This window comes from Candidatus Methylobacter oryzae (assembly GCF_003994235.2).
Lineage (GTDB): Bacteria > Pseudomonadota > Gammaproteobacteria > Methylococcales > Methylomonadaceae > Methylobacter_A > Methylobacter_A oryzae.
Genome location: NZ_RYFG02000026.1, coordinates 24,506 through 40,703, shown reverse-complemented (window position 1 = coordinate 40,703; position 16,198 = coordinate 24,506). Strand labels below are relative to the sequence as shown.

Sequence of the window (16,198 nt, the reverse complement as noted above, 5' to 3'; positions counted from 1 at the left end):
CGGCTTATTCTTGCACAAGCACCCAAGGCTTGACGACGACGGCCCAAACATCGGCATCGGCCTCAAGCCAGGTAATTGCTTGTTGATCGGATACCAGTGCAACTTGATTGTTTTGCATCCATGAAGCAACTTGATCTTTATTGTCGATAGAGAACTGGTAAGCCACATCGACGAGATCCAGTTCCGGCGAGACAAATACCGCAACGCCGCCGGCAAAAAAACGTTGTAATTCTTTCCAGGCAATTTGCGATGTTTCCAGGTTCACTTTTTCTCTGGCAATATCGCAACTGTTTGATTCATTCATGACTTTCTCTATTGTTATATGTGGGTGATGTGTTATTTACACATTTGCATGGCGTGGGTGTCTGATCAACTGTTATTCTATAGTGAGCAATTATAAATTACTAAGTCAAGAGAGATAAATCATGTCGTTTTTTGAGTCAATATCAAAGAAAGCCAAGTTGAATGCCGCTATCAAGCAAACAGCCGAAGCACGTAACATTGGCGGTCATGCAGCCGATCAGTTGTTTAAAAAGGTTTACCAGGATTACGCGGAAGTCGTCGCCAATGAGCCGTTGATTGCTGAAGCTTTATATAACTGGGGATTGGCTTTATTGCATCAGGCGAGAAGCAAGTCGGGCGAGCTTGCAGCTAATATTTATCAGGATGCGATAGCTAAATTCTCCTTTTGCCTGACTATTGAGCAGGCTTATCTCGCTGCGGCATTGGATGGAGGCTTTGCTTATATGGAGTTGGCGCGCATCAAAAGAGTCAAGCCTGACGACAGCTTATACGAAATGGCGAAAAGCTATTTTGAGAAAGCTAATTCCATTCAGGCTGGCGCGGCTTCCTATAATTTGGCTTGCATCTATGCTTTAAGGAACGAGAAAGAGGCTTGCCACAATGCCTTGGAAGTCTCTAAAAATAAAGGGTATTTGCCAATAGCAGCTGATATTCTTGCTGATCCTGATCTGGAGAGTATCAGGAACCATGATTGGTTTGTCGATTTTATGGAGTCTTTAAATAAGAAGCCGGAAGCTGTTATTGAAGAAGCGGCCGTCAATGAAAATGCCGCCGATGCGCCGGTTATCGAAACAGCTGAAGTTGAAAATGTAACTGCAAACGAAGAACCGGTTAAAGACGAAGCGGATGTTACTCCGTTCAAAGCTGCCGCTGATTATACAGTTGCGGGCGATGAAGGTGCGCCGCTTAATGAAAACGCTGACGTTGCAGTTGAATCCGACGAAGCGGTCGTCAAAAATTAATCTATGGATTAACCGGATAACAGGCCGCTAATAAAGCCTGCATCTTAGCCAAGCCCAATTTCCGGGTTAATTCAATATTGTGTTGCGGGATGTTTTCAGGATCGGGGTAGTTAGCGACGGCACGCTCTATGCTGCTTTCCCGCAGCAGATGCAGCATCGGGTAGGGCGACCGGTTGGTGTAATTGCCCGCATCGTCCTCGTCGCTACCTTGGAAACAGTAGTCGGGATGAAAACTTGCCAGTTGGTAAGTGCCTTCATAGCCTTGTTCAATCAGCAGCGATTCGGCGATTTCAACAAAATCCAGATAATCGTCGAATTCTGCAAATCCTTCGGTGTAAATCAATAGCGTGGTTTCAATATCCGTTTCTTTATTTAGCCGTTCGCATTCATCTATCAGGTGTAACAGACATTGTTCAGTTTCTATGTCGCGGTTGATGCTGAAATAAATACTGCCCCGTTCCTGTTCGCGTCCGGCAAACGGACAAATGCCGTACTCAATAATGACGGATTTCAACCAAGTTTGGGTTGCGGATTTAACATCTTGGTCGGAAAGCGTTTTAAGTGTCATGGTTGGCTACCGTTAAAGCAAAAAAGCCCCGTTGTGCAGGGGCTTTTGAGACGATGCAAAACATCATTTTATTGATGACTGCTACCTGTTGCGATTCTGTTTTCTCTTGCTTCGCTTGCTTTTTCGATTTTTGAGAAAACCCGGAGTATATCGGTAGCGGATAGAATGCCAACCAGTTTGTTGTCTTTATCGACAACAGGCAACGCGCCGATTTTATTGTCGGCCATTTTTGCCGCCGCTTCGGATGCGTAAGTATCGGGGCTAACAGTTATGACTCCGCGGTGCATGATGTGCTGCACTTTTTTAGGGACAACATGGAGCTCTGTTATGCCGGTACCTGTTGCCGCTTCGATTGCGTTTGAGTTGCTTTTAGGGCCCAGAGCTTTGTATAGATCGCGGTCCGATACAATGCCGATAACTTTGCCTTTTTCAACGACAGGTAAATGACGGATTTTTTCGTAATGGATCAAGAAAAAGACACGATCGATCAAATCGTGTTGTTCGACTGTAAATACTTTCGAAGTCATTAAATCTTCAACACGCATTATTATTCTCCTGAGTAATGTAAAAACTGAACAAGAATAGGGAAATAAGCGTATTTATACAAGAGATAAAACTTGATGTGTTATAAAATAGCAAGCTGCGTTTTGTTTGGTTTTGCAGGCAGGATTAAGCTAATCCCAGCTACGCGAGCCGTTATTTTTAAAGTCTAAATCTGTCCTGGCGACACAATGGAGTTAGTTATGCGCATTATCCTGTTAGGGAGTCCCGGTTCCGGTAAAGGAACTCAAGCTCAATTTATTACTGAAAAATATGCTATTCCGCAAATTTCAACGGGCGATATGTTGAGGGCTGCCGTGAGGGAAGGCACGCCGTTGGGCATTGAAGCAAAAAAAGTGATGGATGCCGGGGGCTTGGTTTCCGATGATATTATTTTAGGGTTGATTAAGGAGCGTATTGCTGAAGCCGACTGTGCGAATGGCTTCTTGTTGGATGGTTTTCCTCGTACCATTGCACAGGCCGAGGGATTGAAAGCGATGGGCGTTACTATCGATACGGTTGTTGAAATTGTCGTCGAAGATGAGGAAATCGTAAAACGCATGGCGGGCAGAAGGGTTCATCTACAATCGGGACGTAGTTATCATGTTGAGTTTAACCCGCCTAAAGTTGAAGGTCTTGACGATCTGACCGGCGAGCCGTTGATTCAACGCGATGACGATAAAGAAGAAACCGTGCGCAAACGGCTGAGTGTTTACCATGAACAGACTAAGCCGTTGGTTGGCTATTATTCTGCGCCGGAGCAGAAGGTTAAGTTCAGTTCGATAGCCGGTGTCGGCAGCGTCGATGAAATTACCAAAAAAGTTTTTGCCGCTTTAGGGAATGCGTAAATTGGGTTGGCGGTCATTGCCGCCATACTGTTGCTAGTCCGGTATATCGGCGCGTCGAATGTTGGATTTCAAAAGGTTGAAATCCAATTTACGCAATGCCGACACTGAAAATGTTTGATGATTATTGGTGTTTAAATTTCAAAATAAAAAGGTTTTAAAGTTAATGACGAAGAAAGTTGCAGTTTTACCGGCCACGCTGTGGAACCAATCATCTATTTTAGTTGCACAGAAGGACGGATAAGATGACCAAACTATATAATGTTGCTGTGGTTGGGGCTACCGGTGCAGTAGGCGAAGCGATGCTGTCTATTTTGGAAGAACGCAATTTTCCGGTTGGCGAAGTTTATGCGTTGGCCAGCAGCAACTCGGCAGGTAAGAGAATCCCTTTTAAAGGCGGCTCTTTAGTCGTACAAGATTTGGCCACTTTTGATTTTTCAAAGACCCAGATCGGTTTGTTTTCTCCAGGCGCATCCGTTTCGGCTGAATATGCGCCTAAAGCGGCAGCAGCCGGCTGCGTAGTGATCGATAACACCTCGCAGTTCCGTTACGACGATGATATTCCTCTGGTAGTGCCTGAGGTTAATCCCGAAAAAATCGCCGATTATAAAAATCGGGGCATTATCGCTAACCCGAATTGTTCGACTATCCAAATGTTGGTCGCGCTAAAGCCGATCTACGATGCGGTGGGGATTCAGCGAATCAATGTCTGCACCTATCAGGCTGTTTCCGGTACCGGTAAAGAAGCTATCGAAGAGTTGGCTAAGCAAACGGCGAACTTGTTGAATATGCAACCTATTACTACAAACGTCTATCCTAAACAGATCGCTTTTAACGTATTGCCGCAGATTGATGTCTTCATGGACAACGGTTACACCAAGGAAGAAATGAAGATGGTTTGGGAAACCAAAAAAATCATGGGCGACGACAGTATTCTGGTTAATGCGACTGCGGTTCGGGTTCCTGTTTTTTACGGACATTCCGAAGCTGTGCATATTGAAACCCGTGAAAAAATTGACGCCGCTACAGTAAGGGCTCTGCTTGAAAAGGCCCCCGGCGTGACACTGATGGATGAGCGTAAAGATGGCGGTTATCCAACGGCAGTGACCGAGTCTTCGGGCAATGACGATGTGTTTGTCGGCCGTATTCGCGAAGATATATCGCATCCCCAAGGAATCGACCTTTGGGTGGTCGGCGATAACGTTCGTAAAGGCGCGGCGCTTAACAGCGTGCAAATAGCAGAAGTGCTGGTAAAAAATTACATCTAGTCTAAGCTTGTCTACATATTTGACTGGATGCGGTAAGGAATTGTGGTAACTATTGTGAAGAAGGGCAAGGTGCGCAACTTAACTAAAACTTTAGCAGTTGTATCATTGTTGGCACCTGCTAGTGGTCATGCTTTAGGCGTTGGTGATATTAAATTGCACTCGGCCCTGAATCAAAACCTGAATGCTGAGATTGGGTTAACATTGTCTGGCGAAAGCCTATCCGACATTAAGGTAAATCTGGCTCCGCCTGAGAAGTTTGATGAAGCGGGGGTATCCTGGACTTATTTTCTGTCGAAAATCAAATTTGAAACAGTTACTCGTCCAAATGGTACTGCAATTATCAAGTTGACTTCGAGGGAAGCTTTAAAAGAACCTTTTTTGGACTTTTTGCTCGAAGTGAGCTGGCCTAAAGGTAATTTATATCGTGAATTTACTGTGCTGGTGGATCCACCTTCAGTTTACAACCAAGCCACAGTTCCTGTTTCAACCAGTACTGAGCGGCCATCGGCTGTTACTCCTCAATATCAAGCTCAAGTTCAAGCGCATGCCAATGGGCAGAGTACCGAGGGTGAATACGGGCCTACGCTTGAGCATGATACGCTCTGGAGCGTAGCCGAACGCGCAAGAGGACAGAACGACTTCTCTGTAGAGCAAATGATGATTGCGATTTATGAAGCAAATCCTCAAGCTTTCTATAAAGGGAATGTTTATGCGCTCATGTCCGGGAAAATGTTAAAGATTCCCGAAAAAGAGGCGGTTCTAAAATTATCCCGCAATCAGGCATTGGCAGAATTCAACCGGCACAAAAAAGCCTGGAGAAATCGTTCGGCTGCAGTTCCTGCTCATGAGCAAACCGTAAAAGAGAAGTCTGCGCCGGGCAAAGCCGAAGGGCCCGGCAATAATCAGTTAACTCTGGTTGCTCCTACTAAAGCGGCGATCGACGATCATGCCGTTGTAGCATCGGTTAATGAACAGACAAGTGCAGATAAGAAAGCAGGCGGCGGATCTTCAGTAATTGCGAAGGTTGCGGGTAAAGGCAAGACCGATGGCGATGTCTCGTCTGATGATAGCGCTATACGAAGCAAAATTGCGGTGTTGGAAAAACAGTTGGCAATGATGCAGGAACTGATCGCTTTAAAAGATCAACAGCTCGCGGCTTTACAAAATAAGTCTCAGGAGAATGCTTTTGTTCAAGAGCAAACGGTATCGAGCGAGATCGCGGAAACTGACAAACCAACCGACAAAGTAGCACCGGCTCCTCAAGCAACGGGTTTAGCCTCAGGCGAAGTTACTGCAATTAAGCCCGAAGAACAAACGCAGCCCGCTACTCAACAGTCTGCCGTACCATCAGTTCAACCAGTTCAACCAGTTCAACCAGTTCAACCAGTTCAACCAGTTCAACCAGTTCAGCCAGTGCAGCCAGTGCAGCCAGTGCAGCAAGCCGCTCCGCCACAACCCGGAGTAAGCAGTTCTCTCGACTCATACTATTTGACTGTGGGAGGAGCTGGAGCCGCGATTTTGGCATTGCTTGGCGGCCTTTGGTGGCGGAAGCGTAAAGTCGACGAAGAAACGAATACGGAAAGCATGTTCGCCTCTACCAGCATATCTAAAACACCTGAAGTTGATGAAAGTCTTTCGGTGCCGGTTGTTGAAGATGGCGCGCTTCATGATGTAGGTACGGTTGGCGAAAGTTCTTTCTTAAGTGAATTTACACCGAGTGATTTTGATTCGTTCGATACCGATCAGGGGGAAATTGATCCTATATCCGAGGCTGATGTTTATCTTGCCTACGGCCGTTATCAACAGGCTGAGGAATTAATACGGCAAGCCATTCAAGATCAGCCTAATCGCGACGAATGTAAGCTGAAATTACTGGAAATTTTTTATGCTAATGAAAATAAAGAGGCGTTTGAAGACTACGCCAATGAACTGGTAGCCGCGGGTAAACAGGACGAGATCGAGTTTTGGGAAAAAGCGGCCGAGATGGGAAGAGAAATCTGCCCTGATTCGCCATTGTTCTCTTTTGGGCAAGAGCTGTTTGCTGTAGCCGACGATACGTTCATTGAAAATAGTGATGAGGGTGTTATTGCTAGCGCGAGCGGAGTCAGTTTTGCCAAGGAGAGTGCGGCGGCGGGCCAGGATTTTTCCGGACGGCCAGCAGATGCTGACTTTGTTAAGGAAGTATCTGAGTCAAAAAATAATGTAGGAGATTCCGGGCCAATTTTATCCGAGACCGACTCTTTTGCTGATGCACCGNGAAATTGATTTCGATTTAAGCTCGTTTTCAATGGATGCGGAAGAAAGCAAGGCGACTGCTGCTGCGGATAAATCTCCAGATATCGACATAGAGGAAATTGATTTCGATTTAAGCTCGTTTTCAATGGATGCGGAAGAAAGCAAGGCTGCTGCGGATAAATCCCCAAGTATCGATATAGAGGAAATTGATTTTGATTTAAGTTCGTTTTCAATGGATGCGGGTGAAACGAAAGAAAGTATTGCGGGTAAAACCCCAAGTATCGATATAGAAGAAGTGGATTTTGATCTTGGCTCATTTTCAATGAATACCAAAGTTTCAGATGCAGCCGAAAAAGACTCGGCTATTTTTGGCGCTTTATCAGAAACACAATTAACTGATAAGCAGCAGGACATTGAATCTTTTGAGTTTAATCTTAGCTCCGATGATGTTAAATCGGAAACAATCGAGGATTTCGGTTTTAATGTCTTAGAGAACAGTGAGAATGCGGATTCGCCTGCTTTTTCGTTGGATAAGGCATTAGATTTTAATGAAGATTTTGACGACGATTTTGATTTTAATTTTGATCTGGACGAGCCTCTATCCAGAAGTGGCCAGTCTAGTCAATATGATGAGTTTGGCGTTTCCGATCTCACCGATATGGACGAGTTAGAAACGAAGCTGGATCTGGCAAAAGCCTATGTCGATATGGGCGACGCAGACGCAGCTAAAGATATTGCTCAAGAAGTGCTTGAGCAGGGTAATGATGAGCAAAAAAAGGCAGCTCAAGCCCTGCTGGACGAGTTGAAATAAAATCATATCTTATAAACCATAAAAAAAGCCCATTATGGGCTTTTTTTATGGGCTCAGCATTTATCGATATTTTCCAGAATAGTTTCTTGATGACGCGTAAGGTTTAAGATGTGTTGTTGCAGTATCGGAAAGTGCCGATGTGCATTTGCATAATTATTGTTTAATAACCAGCCTTCCAGAGCATTTGCCGACTGCTGAATGTCAGTTAAGCCGCAAAAACTTACCGAACCATTCAATTTGTGCGTAATTTCTTGGGCAAGGCCATATTGCTTGTTCTCCAATGCATCTTTGATGTGGGTAATTTGCAAAGGGAGTTCCTCGAACAACTTTTCAAAAAGGGTTCGGGTAAGCCTCAGGTTGTTTTTGGTTTTAATCAGGATCATCCGAATATAGCCTAGAGCTACGGCTTTTATTTGCCAAGCATCTATAATTTCATTCAGTTGTTGTTCCGTTATCGGGCCAACCAGCCTATCATCGAAAACTATCGAATATTGTTGTTCGTACTGAGGATTGCCGTCTGACGGGGAATCGATAGCAATAATCGGCGTTTTGCTGTTCAGGCTAAGAGGATTTTTAATGCGGGGCATAAGTTTTAAATAGTCCGCATTTAGATCAAGTAATATCAGGTTGAATTGAGTCGATGCAATGAGCTGTAAAATATCCTTATATTGTTTGGCGGCAATAATATAAGGATGCGGGTAATTCAGTGACGAATGATTAACTCCAATATCACCTGCTATTAATACAATAAATTGTTCGTGCGGTTTTGTGTTCGACAACATTTCATTTACCCATGGATGAGGAATTGCACATTGTTGTTAAAAATTGTCTTTTTGTAATGTCTTGATGGCGGTTTCAGCAAAAATAGACGATTCATTTTATTGCGTGCAGTCGGATGTCGGTTTTATGGCGGCATTATTTATAAACCGCAGGCTCCCGTATTTATTTCACTATCCGAGTCTTATAATTACCATTCCGGATAGTTAATTATTAACATTTACAAGTATTCCTATCCTGTTCTTTTAAAAGGATCTTTTTTCTTGTATGATTTGGTTTTTATGATGCCGGTCAATGACGGTATGCGGCTCTTTGCCAGCCTTATTCATGGATGTCGATGTAGATGGCCTGTTGGCAAAATTTAATACTTTGTTTTATAAAAACTATTGTTCTATGGTTTATAAATTGCTTAATTACCGATTAAAACTAAAGGGTTTGTAACATGGCTGAGCGTGGACAAGAAGGCGGAGAGGCTAAAGGCTCTTCTAAAAAACTGATCATCATGATTGTCGCGGCAGTCATTCTATTAGCAGCCGGCGGCGGTGTCACCTTCTTCCTTATGAAAGGGGATTCAGCCAAAACCGAAAAAGAAGCTGAACATCATGAAGAGCCTGTTCATGCGGAAATGCTTTATTTTGATATGAGTAATAAGCCCATTGTTGTTGATTTTCCGCAAGGTGCGGCAGCTAAACATGGACGAATTACGTTGTCTGTATTGGTTGAAGGGGCTGAAACCATTGAGGTTCTGAAAAAAAATGAACCGATGATACGTAATAATCTGTTAATGCTGGTTGGGGCGCAGGATCCGGCCAGCTTGAATACTCGGGAAGGAAAGGAGATGTTAAGTAAAGCCATGCTGGACGATATTAGCGCGGTTGTAGTAAAAATGGCAGGGAAGGGGCGGGTTAAAGAGATATTTTTTACGTCATTTGTAATGCAATAACATGAGTGATTTACTCTCACAGGCAGAAATTGATGCGCTGCTAAATGGTGTCAGCGACGGGGATATTGAAACAGAGGATGAATCCGATTTTTATCCCGAAGCCGGTACGGAAGAGTTTTCTGAAAAAGGCATTGTCAGAGAGTATGACTTTGCAAGCCAGGAAAGAATTGTTCGCGGCCGTATGCCGACCCTGGAAATGGTTAATGAACGGTTTGCAAGGTTTATCCGCATCTCGCTATTCAATTTTCTACGCCGGTCGGCAGAAATTTTTATATCCGGCATCCAAGTTCAAAAATTTTCCGAATATATACAAGGCTTGCTGGTTCCGACCAATCTAACAATCGTTCGGTTTAACCCTTTACGCGGCAAGGCATTGATAGTTATTGACCCGCGGCTTGTTTTCACCGTGGTGGATAATTTTTTCGGCGGCGCGGGGCAATTCTATAACCAGACCGAAGGAAGGGAGTTTACGCCAACTGAAATGAGGGTAGTCCGGATTATCATCGATATGATTTTCAAGGACTTGAAGGAAGCTTGGAAGCCGGTTATGGAGCTCGATTTTGAATATGTAGGCGCGGAAATTAATCCACGGTTTGCGAACATTATCGGGCCTGGAGAGATTATCGTGATCTCTACCATTCACGTTGAGCTCGAAGGCGGGGGCGGAGACGTCAATATTGCGATGCCCTATGCGATGCTTGAACCTATCCGGGAACTGCTGGATGCGATCAGTAGCGATAGCGGTGAGGTTGACGGTGGCTGGCAGGATGCTTTGCGAGCGGAAGTGTTGAGAGCGGAAGTGAGTATAAACAGCCTTCTGGTGGAAAAAAGCATGACCATAAGAGACGTTATGCGTTTAAAAAAAGGTGATGTAATACCTATTGATATGCCGGAAACGGTGATTATTAAAGCCGAGGGAATTCCGGTTTTCGAGGGGAAAGTCGGCATATCGGACGGCAATTACGCAGTACAGATTATTGATAAGGTAAAGATTTGAATCAACCTGACGGGTTGGTCATAACACTATTAGATTGAGAGATAAGATGAGCGAATATCCGGATATACCTGAGGATGGCGAAGCAATGGACGACTTTGAGGCTGCCGCATTCCAGGAGTTTAATAATCAGTTTGATGATAAAAAATCGTCTGCCGCAAGTGATGAAATTAATCTTGATGTTATTCTGGATGTTCCCGTTACCATTTCCATGGAGATTGGCCGGACACAGATTAATATCAGGAATCTTTTACAATTAAATCAGGGCTCGGTTGTAGAGTTGGAGCGGTTCGCAGGGGAGCCGCTTGATGTCTTGGTCAACGGTACACTGATTGCGCATGGTGAAGTAGTGGTGATCAATGATAAATTCGGTATTCGCTTAACCGATGTTATCAGCCCGTCGGAACGGGTTAAAAGATTAGCCTGATGCCCGTGAAAATAATTATCGCGTGGCTGGCGCTCTGTTGGATGCCTGCCTGTTTTGCTGTGCAGGATGCCGACGCGCCAAAACAGACAGTCAGGACGATTTCTTCCGGAGACATGCTTCATTGGGCCGCCGGTCTATTGGTAGTTTTGGCTGTGTTTTTTTTCTGTGTATGGGGAATGCGCAAGTTAAGCGGAATTTCCACCCATGGCTCAGAAAAAATGCGCGTGGTTGGCGCTTTATCGCTAGGAGTGCGGGAAAAAGTTATTTTGCTTCAGGTTGGAAGAAAGCAGCTTGTGTTGGGCGTGACACCGGGACGTATAGACGCTTTGCATGTGTTGGAAGGTGAAGATTGTTTAAATAATAACGACTGCATGGATGCAGGAGCGGCTGCCGGTCAAGATAGCAAATTCAGTGCAATTGTGAAGCAAGTGATGAAGGGGCAAGCCAATGGTTAAAAGTCTTTTACCCCGCGTGCTGATTATCTGCATTGCGTTTTTGCTGATTCAAACACCCGCTTATGCGGCAGCAGGGATTGAAGCGGTCACCGTCGCTACAGGCAAACAAGGTGCGCAGACTTATACGGTGACGATCCAGATTCTGGCGTTAATGACCTTGTTAACGCTGTTGCCGTCGTTGTTGTTGACGATGACTTCGTTTGTCCGGATCATGATTGTGCTAAGCTTGCTCCGAACGGCTCTAGGGACCGGGCAAGCGCCAAGTAATCAGGTGCTGTTGGGCTTGTCGCTGTTCTTAACTATTTTCATCATGATGCCGGTTTTTGAGAAGGTGAATGCCGAAGCCGTCCAGCCTTATATGGAAAATAAAATCGATGTGGATGTCGCAATCGAGAAAGCTTCCGAACCGTTCAGGCAATTTATGCTAAAACAGACCCGGGAAGCCGATTTGGAATTATTTATCAGGATTTCCGGCAAGGCAGAATTGGAGTCGGCTGAAAACGTGCCGTTTTCTTTATTGTTGCCGGCTTTTGTAACCAGTGAGCTAAAAACGGCATTTCAAATAGGCTTCCTGATTTTCCTGCCTTTTTTAATCATCGACTTAGTAGTTGCCAGCGTGCTGATGTCCATGGGTATGATGATGTTGTCGCCGATGATTATCTCCCTCCCGTTTAAAATAATGTTGTTCGTTCTCGCTGATGGCTGGTCTTTGATCATGGAAATGTTGGCAGCAAGTTTTTATATTGGCTGATATAACTTCGCAAGGTAAGTTATGGTACCGGAAACAGTTTTCATGGTTGGGCAGGAGGCGATGATTGTTGCCGTCAAGTTGACGGCGCCGGTATTACTGCCGTCTTTGATCGTAGGTCTAATTATTGCGATGTTCCAGGCGGCGACGCAAATTAATGAGGCGACATTGACGTTTGTGCCCAAGTTAGTCGTCATAGGGATTGTGTTGATGATTATGGGGCCGGCGATGCTGCAAATGTTCCTTGATTATTTTCAGGGCTTGATTCGCGATATTCCGCATTTAATCGGTTGAGTTTTGGATTTTACTGAAGCGCAAATTCTCAGTCAGGCGGCTTTATTTATATGGCCGTTGATGCGTATCGGGGCGATGTTTGTATCGGTGCCGTTGTTCAGCATTAAAGACGTACCGGCCCGGGTCAGGCTGATCGTTTCGGTGGCAATAACGCTGGTCATTATGCCCTTGCTGCCGCCTTTGCCGAATATCGAAATGTTCAGCCATGAGGGATTTATGATGGCCGTTGCGCAGGTTATGATCGGTTTGACGAGTGGGTTTATTTTACAGTTGGTTTTTGCGGCTGTCGTTTTTGCAGGGCAAAGCGTCGCGTTAAGCATGGGCTTGGGTTTTTCGACAATGGTCGATCCGCAAAGCGGCCAGCAGGTGCCGGTCGTTGCACAGCTTTATACGATTATTACCACGTTGATTTTTATCAGCCTCGACGGGCACTTATTGTTGATACAAATGTTGCTGGATAGTTTTAAAACCTTGCCCATTGGCGTCGATGCGATCGGCGCGAACGGCATTTGGTCAATCCTTATGTGGAGCAGCAGGATGTTCGCGGGCGGCTTATTGCTGGCCATGCCTGTCGTTGCCAGCTTGTTGTTGGTTAATATTATTTTTGGGGTCGCGGCCAGGGCGGCTCCGCAATTACAAATCTTCTCTGTCGGTTTTCCGGTAACGTTGATGCTGGGACTGCTGTTGGTCTGGAAAACATTACCCGATGTGATGGAGCAGTTTTCCGGAATGTTGACGGACGGTTACGACCTGATCGGGCAATTGCTGCGCTTGTAGAATAAGTCATGGCAGATAACGAAGATAAAACCGAAGACCCCACCAGTAAGCGCTTAGCCGACGCCAGGAAGAAAGGGCAAATTGCCCGCTCCCGAGAGCTTAATACGTTTGCGATGATGATAGTCAGCGCGGCATTCTTGCTGATGCAGGGAGGAAAAATCGGTAAGGGGCTGTTGGATATGATGAAGACTGAGTTTCAGCCAAGCCGTGCCACTATTTTTGATCCAACCAGCCTGATATTGCATTTTAAGCAAGCTGTTATCGACGGCGTTATGTTGATCGCGCCGTTTTTAGCGTTGATGGTCCTTGTTGCGATTATCACGCCCATATCAATAGGCGGCTGGGTATTCAGTTGGGAGGCCGTGGCTTTTAAACCGTCAAAAATGAATCCTATTACAGGGATTGCCCGGATTTTTGCGGTAAGAGGCTTGGTTGAGCTGTTTAAGGCATTGTTGAAAGTTTTATTGGTTTTTGGCGTTGCAGTTGTTTTATATCAAGACTTTATCGATGAATTGCTGGGATTGGGCGCCGAGACACTAGATCAGTCAATCGGCCATGCATTGAATATTATCGGTATGTGTTTTTTACTGCTCAGCGCCTCATTGGTGTTGATAGCTATGATTGACGTGCCTTATCAATTGTGGGATTTCAGTAAAAATATGAAAATGTCCAAGCAGGAAATCAGGGACGAACATAAAGAATCCGAAGGTAGTCCTGAGATAAAAGGAAGGCAGCGCAGGCTGCAAATGGAGATGGCGCAAAATCGCATGATGGCTGAGGTGCCGAAAGCGGACGTTATTGTTACCAATCCCAGTCATTACGCAGTGGCTTTAAAATATGACCAAAATTCGAATAGCGCGCCAAAGCTGGTTGCCAAGGGAGTTGACTTGATAGCCGCACAGATCCGTAACGCAGCGATAGGCGCCGATGTGCCGCTGGTGGCATCTCCGCCATTAGCCAGGGCATTGTATTATTCGACCGAGTTGGATGCGGAAATACCTCAGGGACTTTACTTGGCCGTGGCTCAAATACTTGCCTATGTGTATCAGTTAAAAGCAGCAAATAAAAACGATTGGCGCGTACCGTTACCGCCGGAGAATATTAGCGTGCCTGACGAATTTAGACGGGATTAACGGGTATGGATTATTTAGCTAAATTAAAATCGGCGTTAGCGGTGCTGGGCAAGGCCGAGCTGGGAGCGCCGTTAGTTATCGTCATGGTCTTGTCGATGTTGATATTGCCGTTGCCGGCATTCGTACTGGACCTGTTTTTTACCTTTAACATCGCTTTCTCGTTAATCATTCTGCTGGTCGTCGTTTATACGCTTAAGCCGCTGGAGTTTGCGTCGTTTCCGACCGTCATCCTGCTTGCAACGATATTGCGTTTGGCGCTGAATGTGGCTTCGACGCGAATTGTGCTGATGGAAGGGCATAAGGGCGGCGATGCGGCCGGCAAGGTGATTGAAGCTTTCGGCGCCTTCGTTATCGGCGGTAACTTTGCCGTGGGCTTGGTGGTTTTTGCGATATTAATCGTCATCAATTTCATGGTCGTCACCAAAGGCGCCGGGCGGATTGCCGAGGTCGGAGCGAGGTTTACGCTGGATGCGATGCCGGGCAAGCAAATGGCCATTGATGCGGATTTGAATGCCGGTCTGTTGACACAGGATGAAGCGCGCGCACGGCGCGCCGAAGTAGCTACCGAAGCCGACTTTTACGGTTCAATGGACGGTGCGAGCAAGTTTGTCCGAGGCGATGCGATCGCCGGGATTATTATTTTATTCGTCAACATGATTGGCGGTTTGGCTATTGGCGTTATTCAGCACGATTTGAGTTTTGCCGAGGCAGGGAAGATTTACGTATTACTGTCTATCGGCGATGGTTTAGTCGCGCAAATTCCTTCCTTGTTATTGTCGATAGCATCGGCGCTGGTTGTTACCAAGGTCGGTAGCAGCAGCGAAAATATTGGCCAGCAAGTCTCGGCCCAGTTATTTGCAAATCCTAAAGCATTGACAGTGACAGCAGCGGTAGTTGGAGCGTTGGGTATTATTCCGGGCATGCCGAACCTGGTGTTTATTTTACTGGCGTCGGCTTTAGGCGGTGCCGCGTATTATATTGAGAAACAGCATAAAGAAGCGGCATTGGTTGCTATCGATTACCCGCAAGAACAACTGCCGCATACGGTTGCTCCCGAGACCAAAGAGTTGGGATGGGACGATGTGATGCCGGTTGACGTGGTCGGTTTGGAGGTCGGTTATCGCCTGATTCCGTTGGTGGATAAGAACCAGGGTGGGCAGCTGATGGTTCGTATTAAAGGCGTAAGAAGAAAGCTTTCCCAAGAGTTGGGTTTTTTAATTCCATCGGTGCATATCCGGGATAATCTCGATTTAAGCCCGACGGCCTACAGAATTTCGTTGATGGGGGTGACGGTAGGCGAGGCTGAAATCATGCCGGAAATGGAGATGGCGATTAATCCGGGGCGAGTTTTCGGCGTATTAAAGGGTAATGCCTGTAAAGATCCGGCTTTCGGTCTGGACGCCGTATGGATAGAGCCGCATCAAAAAGATCATGCTCAAACTCTGGGCTATACTGTAGTTGATCCCGGTACTGTCGTGGCGACTCATTTAAGCCATCTTCTGCAGGCCCATGCGCATGAGCTGTTCGGATATGAAGAGGCGAACAAGATACTCGACAATCTGGCTAAATCCGCTCCTAAGTTGGTTGAAGACTTGGTGCCGAAGACGTTGCCGTTGGGCGTCGTGGTCAAGGTATTGCAGAATCTGTTGCAAGAGCGCGTGCCTATCCGCGACATGCGTACCATCGTCGAAACTTTGGCGGAGTACGGGATGAGAAGTCAAGATCCCGACATCCTGACGTCGGCAGTGCGGGCCTCGTTGGGACGGTTAATTATCCATGAAATCAGTGGCATGCAGGATGAATTGCCGGTTATTACACTGGATCATGAGTTGGAACAGTTGTTGCATAAATCTTTGCAAACAGCAGGTGAAAGCGGTGTCGGAATCGAGCCAGGGTTGGCAGAACAAATGCACACATCACTTCAGGAAAGTATGCAAAAAATGGAAATGGAAGGACAAACGGCGGTGTTGTTGGTTTCTTCTTATATTCGTCCGTGGTTATCCCGGTTCGTTCGCCATTCCATACCCGGATTACATGTCCTGGCATACAATGAAATACCAGCCGACCGCCAGATTAGAGTGGTTTCAAGTGTCGGACGAAGAACATAGTACATGAGGC

18 protein-coding genes are annotated in these 16,198 nt (G+C 45.9%); 14 read left to right on the top strand and 4 right to left on the bottom strand.

What is annotated here, in order from left to right; genetic code table 11:
- Positions 1-4: 4 nt before the first annotated feature.
- On the bottom strand, positions 5-304 hold the full coding sequence (locus tag EKO24_RS05790) for a DUF2288 domain-containing protein (protein WP_127027215.1): 300 nt from the start codon (positions 302-304) through the stop codon (positions 5-7).
- Positions 305-575: 271 nt separating this feature from the next.
- Between EKO24_RS05790 and EKO24_RS05785 the strand changes: the two genes are divergently transcribed.
- A complete protein-coding gene (locus tag EKO24_RS05785; RefSeq protein ID WP_241674409.1) occupies positions 576-1,265 on the top strand; it encodes a TPR end-of-group domain-containing protein in 690 nt (229 codons plus the stop codon).
- 1 nt (position 1,266) lies between these two features.
- On the opposite strand, the gene EKO24_RS05780 is transcribed toward EKO24_RS05785, so the two are convergent.
- Together EKO24_RS05780 and EKO24_RS05775 are read right to left on the bottom strand one after the other, a co-directional pair.
- Positions 1,267-1,833: a DUF1415 domain-containing protein gene (locus tag EKO24_RS05780; protein ID WP_127027217.1), complete on the bottom strand. Its 567-nt coding sequence runs from the start codon at positions 1,831-1,833 to the stop codon at positions 1,267-1,269.
- Between the two features lie 68 nt (positions 1,834-1,901).
- The gene (locus tag EKO24_RS05775) at positions 1,902-2,378 is read right to left on the bottom strand and encodes a CBS domain-containing protein (protein WP_127027218.1); all 477 of its coding nucleotides are present in this window, start codon (positions 2,376-2,378) and stop codon (positions 1,902-1,904) included.
- Positions 2,379-2,576: 198 nt separating this feature from the next.
- On the opposite strand from EKO24_RS05775, the gene adk reads away from it, so the two are divergent.
- The 4 genes from adk to EKO24_RS23095 all read left to right on the top strand — a co-directional run bounded on the left by adk (position 2,577) and on the right by EKO24_RS23095 (position 7,532).
- Positions 2,577-3,221, top strand: coding sequence for an adenylate kinase (gene adk, locus EKO24_RS05770; protein WP_127027219.1), 645 nt, complete (start codon positions 2,577-2,579; stop codon positions 3,219-3,221).
- A 242-nt stretch (positions 3,222-3,463) separates the two neighbouring features.
- The gene (locus EKO24_RS05765) at positions 3,464-4,486 is read left to right on the top strand and encodes an aspartate-semialdehyde dehydrogenase (RefSeq protein WP_127027220.1); all 1,023 of its coding nucleotides are present in this window, start codon (positions 3,464-3,466) and stop codon (positions 4,484-4,486) included.
- Between the two features lie 42 nt (positions 4,487-4,528).
- On the top strand, positions 4,529-6,751 hold the full coding sequence (locus EKO24_RS05760; protein ID WP_241674408.1) for a type IV pilus assembly protein FimV: 2,223 nt from the start codon (positions 4,529-4,531) through the stop codon (positions 6,749-6,751).
- Positions 6,752-6,773: 22 nt separating this feature from the next.
- Entirely contained in the window at positions 6,774-7,532 is a 759-nt protein-coding gene (locus EKO24_RS23095) for a FimV C-terminal domain-containing protein (RefSeq protein WP_241674407.1), read from the top strand.
- Between the two features lie 53 nt (positions 7,533-7,585).
- Here EKO24_RS23095 and EKO24_RS23090 read toward each other — a convergent pair whose 3' ends face one another.
- Positions 7,586-8,314, bottom strand: coding sequence for an Hpt domain-containing protein (locus EKO24_RS23090; RefSeq protein ID WP_241674406.1), 729 nt, complete (start codon positions 8,312-8,314; stop codon positions 7,586-7,588).
- Positions 8,315-8,751: 437 nt separating this feature from the next.
- On the opposite strand from EKO24_RS23090, the gene EKO24_RS05750 reads away from it, so the two are divergent.
- The 9 genes from EKO24_RS05750 to flhA are packed head-to-tail and all read left to right on the top strand — an operon-like array spanning position 8,752 to position 16,188.
- Positions 8,752-9,252, top strand: a complete 501-nt coding sequence (locus tag EKO24_RS05750) for a flagellar basal body-associated FliL family protein (RefSeq protein WP_127027222.1) — start codon at positions 8,752-8,754, stop codon at positions 9,250-9,252.
- A 1-nt stretch (position 9,253) separates the two neighbouring features.
- A complete protein-coding gene (gene fliM / locus EKO24_RS05745) occupies positions 9,254-10,249 on the top strand; it encodes a flagellar motor switch protein FliM (protein ID WP_127027223.1) in 996 nt (331 codons plus the stop codon).
- A 46-nt stretch (positions 10,250-10,295) separates the two neighbouring features.
- Positions 10,296-10,673 carry a flagellar motor switch protein FliN gene (fliN, locus tag EKO24_RS05740; RefSeq protein ID WP_127027224.1) on the top strand — a complete coding sequence of 126 codons (378 nt, stop codon included), beginning with the start codon at positions 10,296-10,298 and terminating at the stop codon, positions 10,671-10,673.
- Positions 10,673-11,128: a flagellar biosynthetic protein FliO gene (fliO, locus tag EKO24_RS05735; RefSeq protein ID WP_127027225.1), complete on the top strand. Its 456-nt coding sequence runs from the start codon at positions 10,673-10,675 to the stop codon at positions 11,126-11,128. Before fliN ends, fliO begins: the two co-directional genes overlap by 1 nt.
- Complete coding sequence (fliP, locus tag EKO24_RS05730) at positions 11,121-11,879, top strand: flagellar type III secretion system pore protein FliP (protein WP_127027226.1); 759 nt, start codon at positions 11,121-11,123, stop codon at positions 11,877-11,879. Before fliO ends, fliP begins: the two co-directional genes overlap by 8 nt.
- Positions 11,880-11,900: 21 nt before the next feature.
- Positions 11,901-12,170: a flagellar biosynthesis protein FliQ gene (gene fliQ / locus EKO24_RS05725; RefSeq protein ID WP_127027227.1), complete on the top strand. Its 270-nt coding sequence runs from the start codon at positions 11,901-11,903 to the stop codon at positions 12,168-12,170.
- Positions 12,171-12,173: 3 nt separating this feature from the next.
- Positions 12,174-12,947 (top strand): flagellar biosynthetic protein FliR, encoded by a 774-nt coding sequence (fliR, locus tag EKO24_RS05720; protein ID WP_143733181.1) that lies wholly within the window; start codon positions 12,174-12,176, stop codon positions 12,945-12,947.
- An 8-nt stretch (positions 12,948-12,955) separates the two neighbouring features.
- On the top strand, positions 12,956-14,080 hold the full coding sequence (flhB, locus tag EKO24_RS05715) for a flagellar biosynthesis protein FlhB (protein WP_127027229.1): 1,125 nt from the start codon (positions 12,956-12,958) through the stop codon (positions 14,078-14,080).
- 5 nt (positions 14,081-14,085) lie between these two features.
- On the top strand, positions 14,086-16,188 hold the full coding sequence (gene flhA / locus EKO24_RS05710; RefSeq protein WP_127027230.1) for a flagellar biosynthesis protein FlhA: 2,103 nt from the start codon (positions 14,086-14,088) through the stop codon (positions 16,186-16,188).
- The last annotated feature ends 10 nt before the right edge of the window (positions 16,189-16,198 follow it).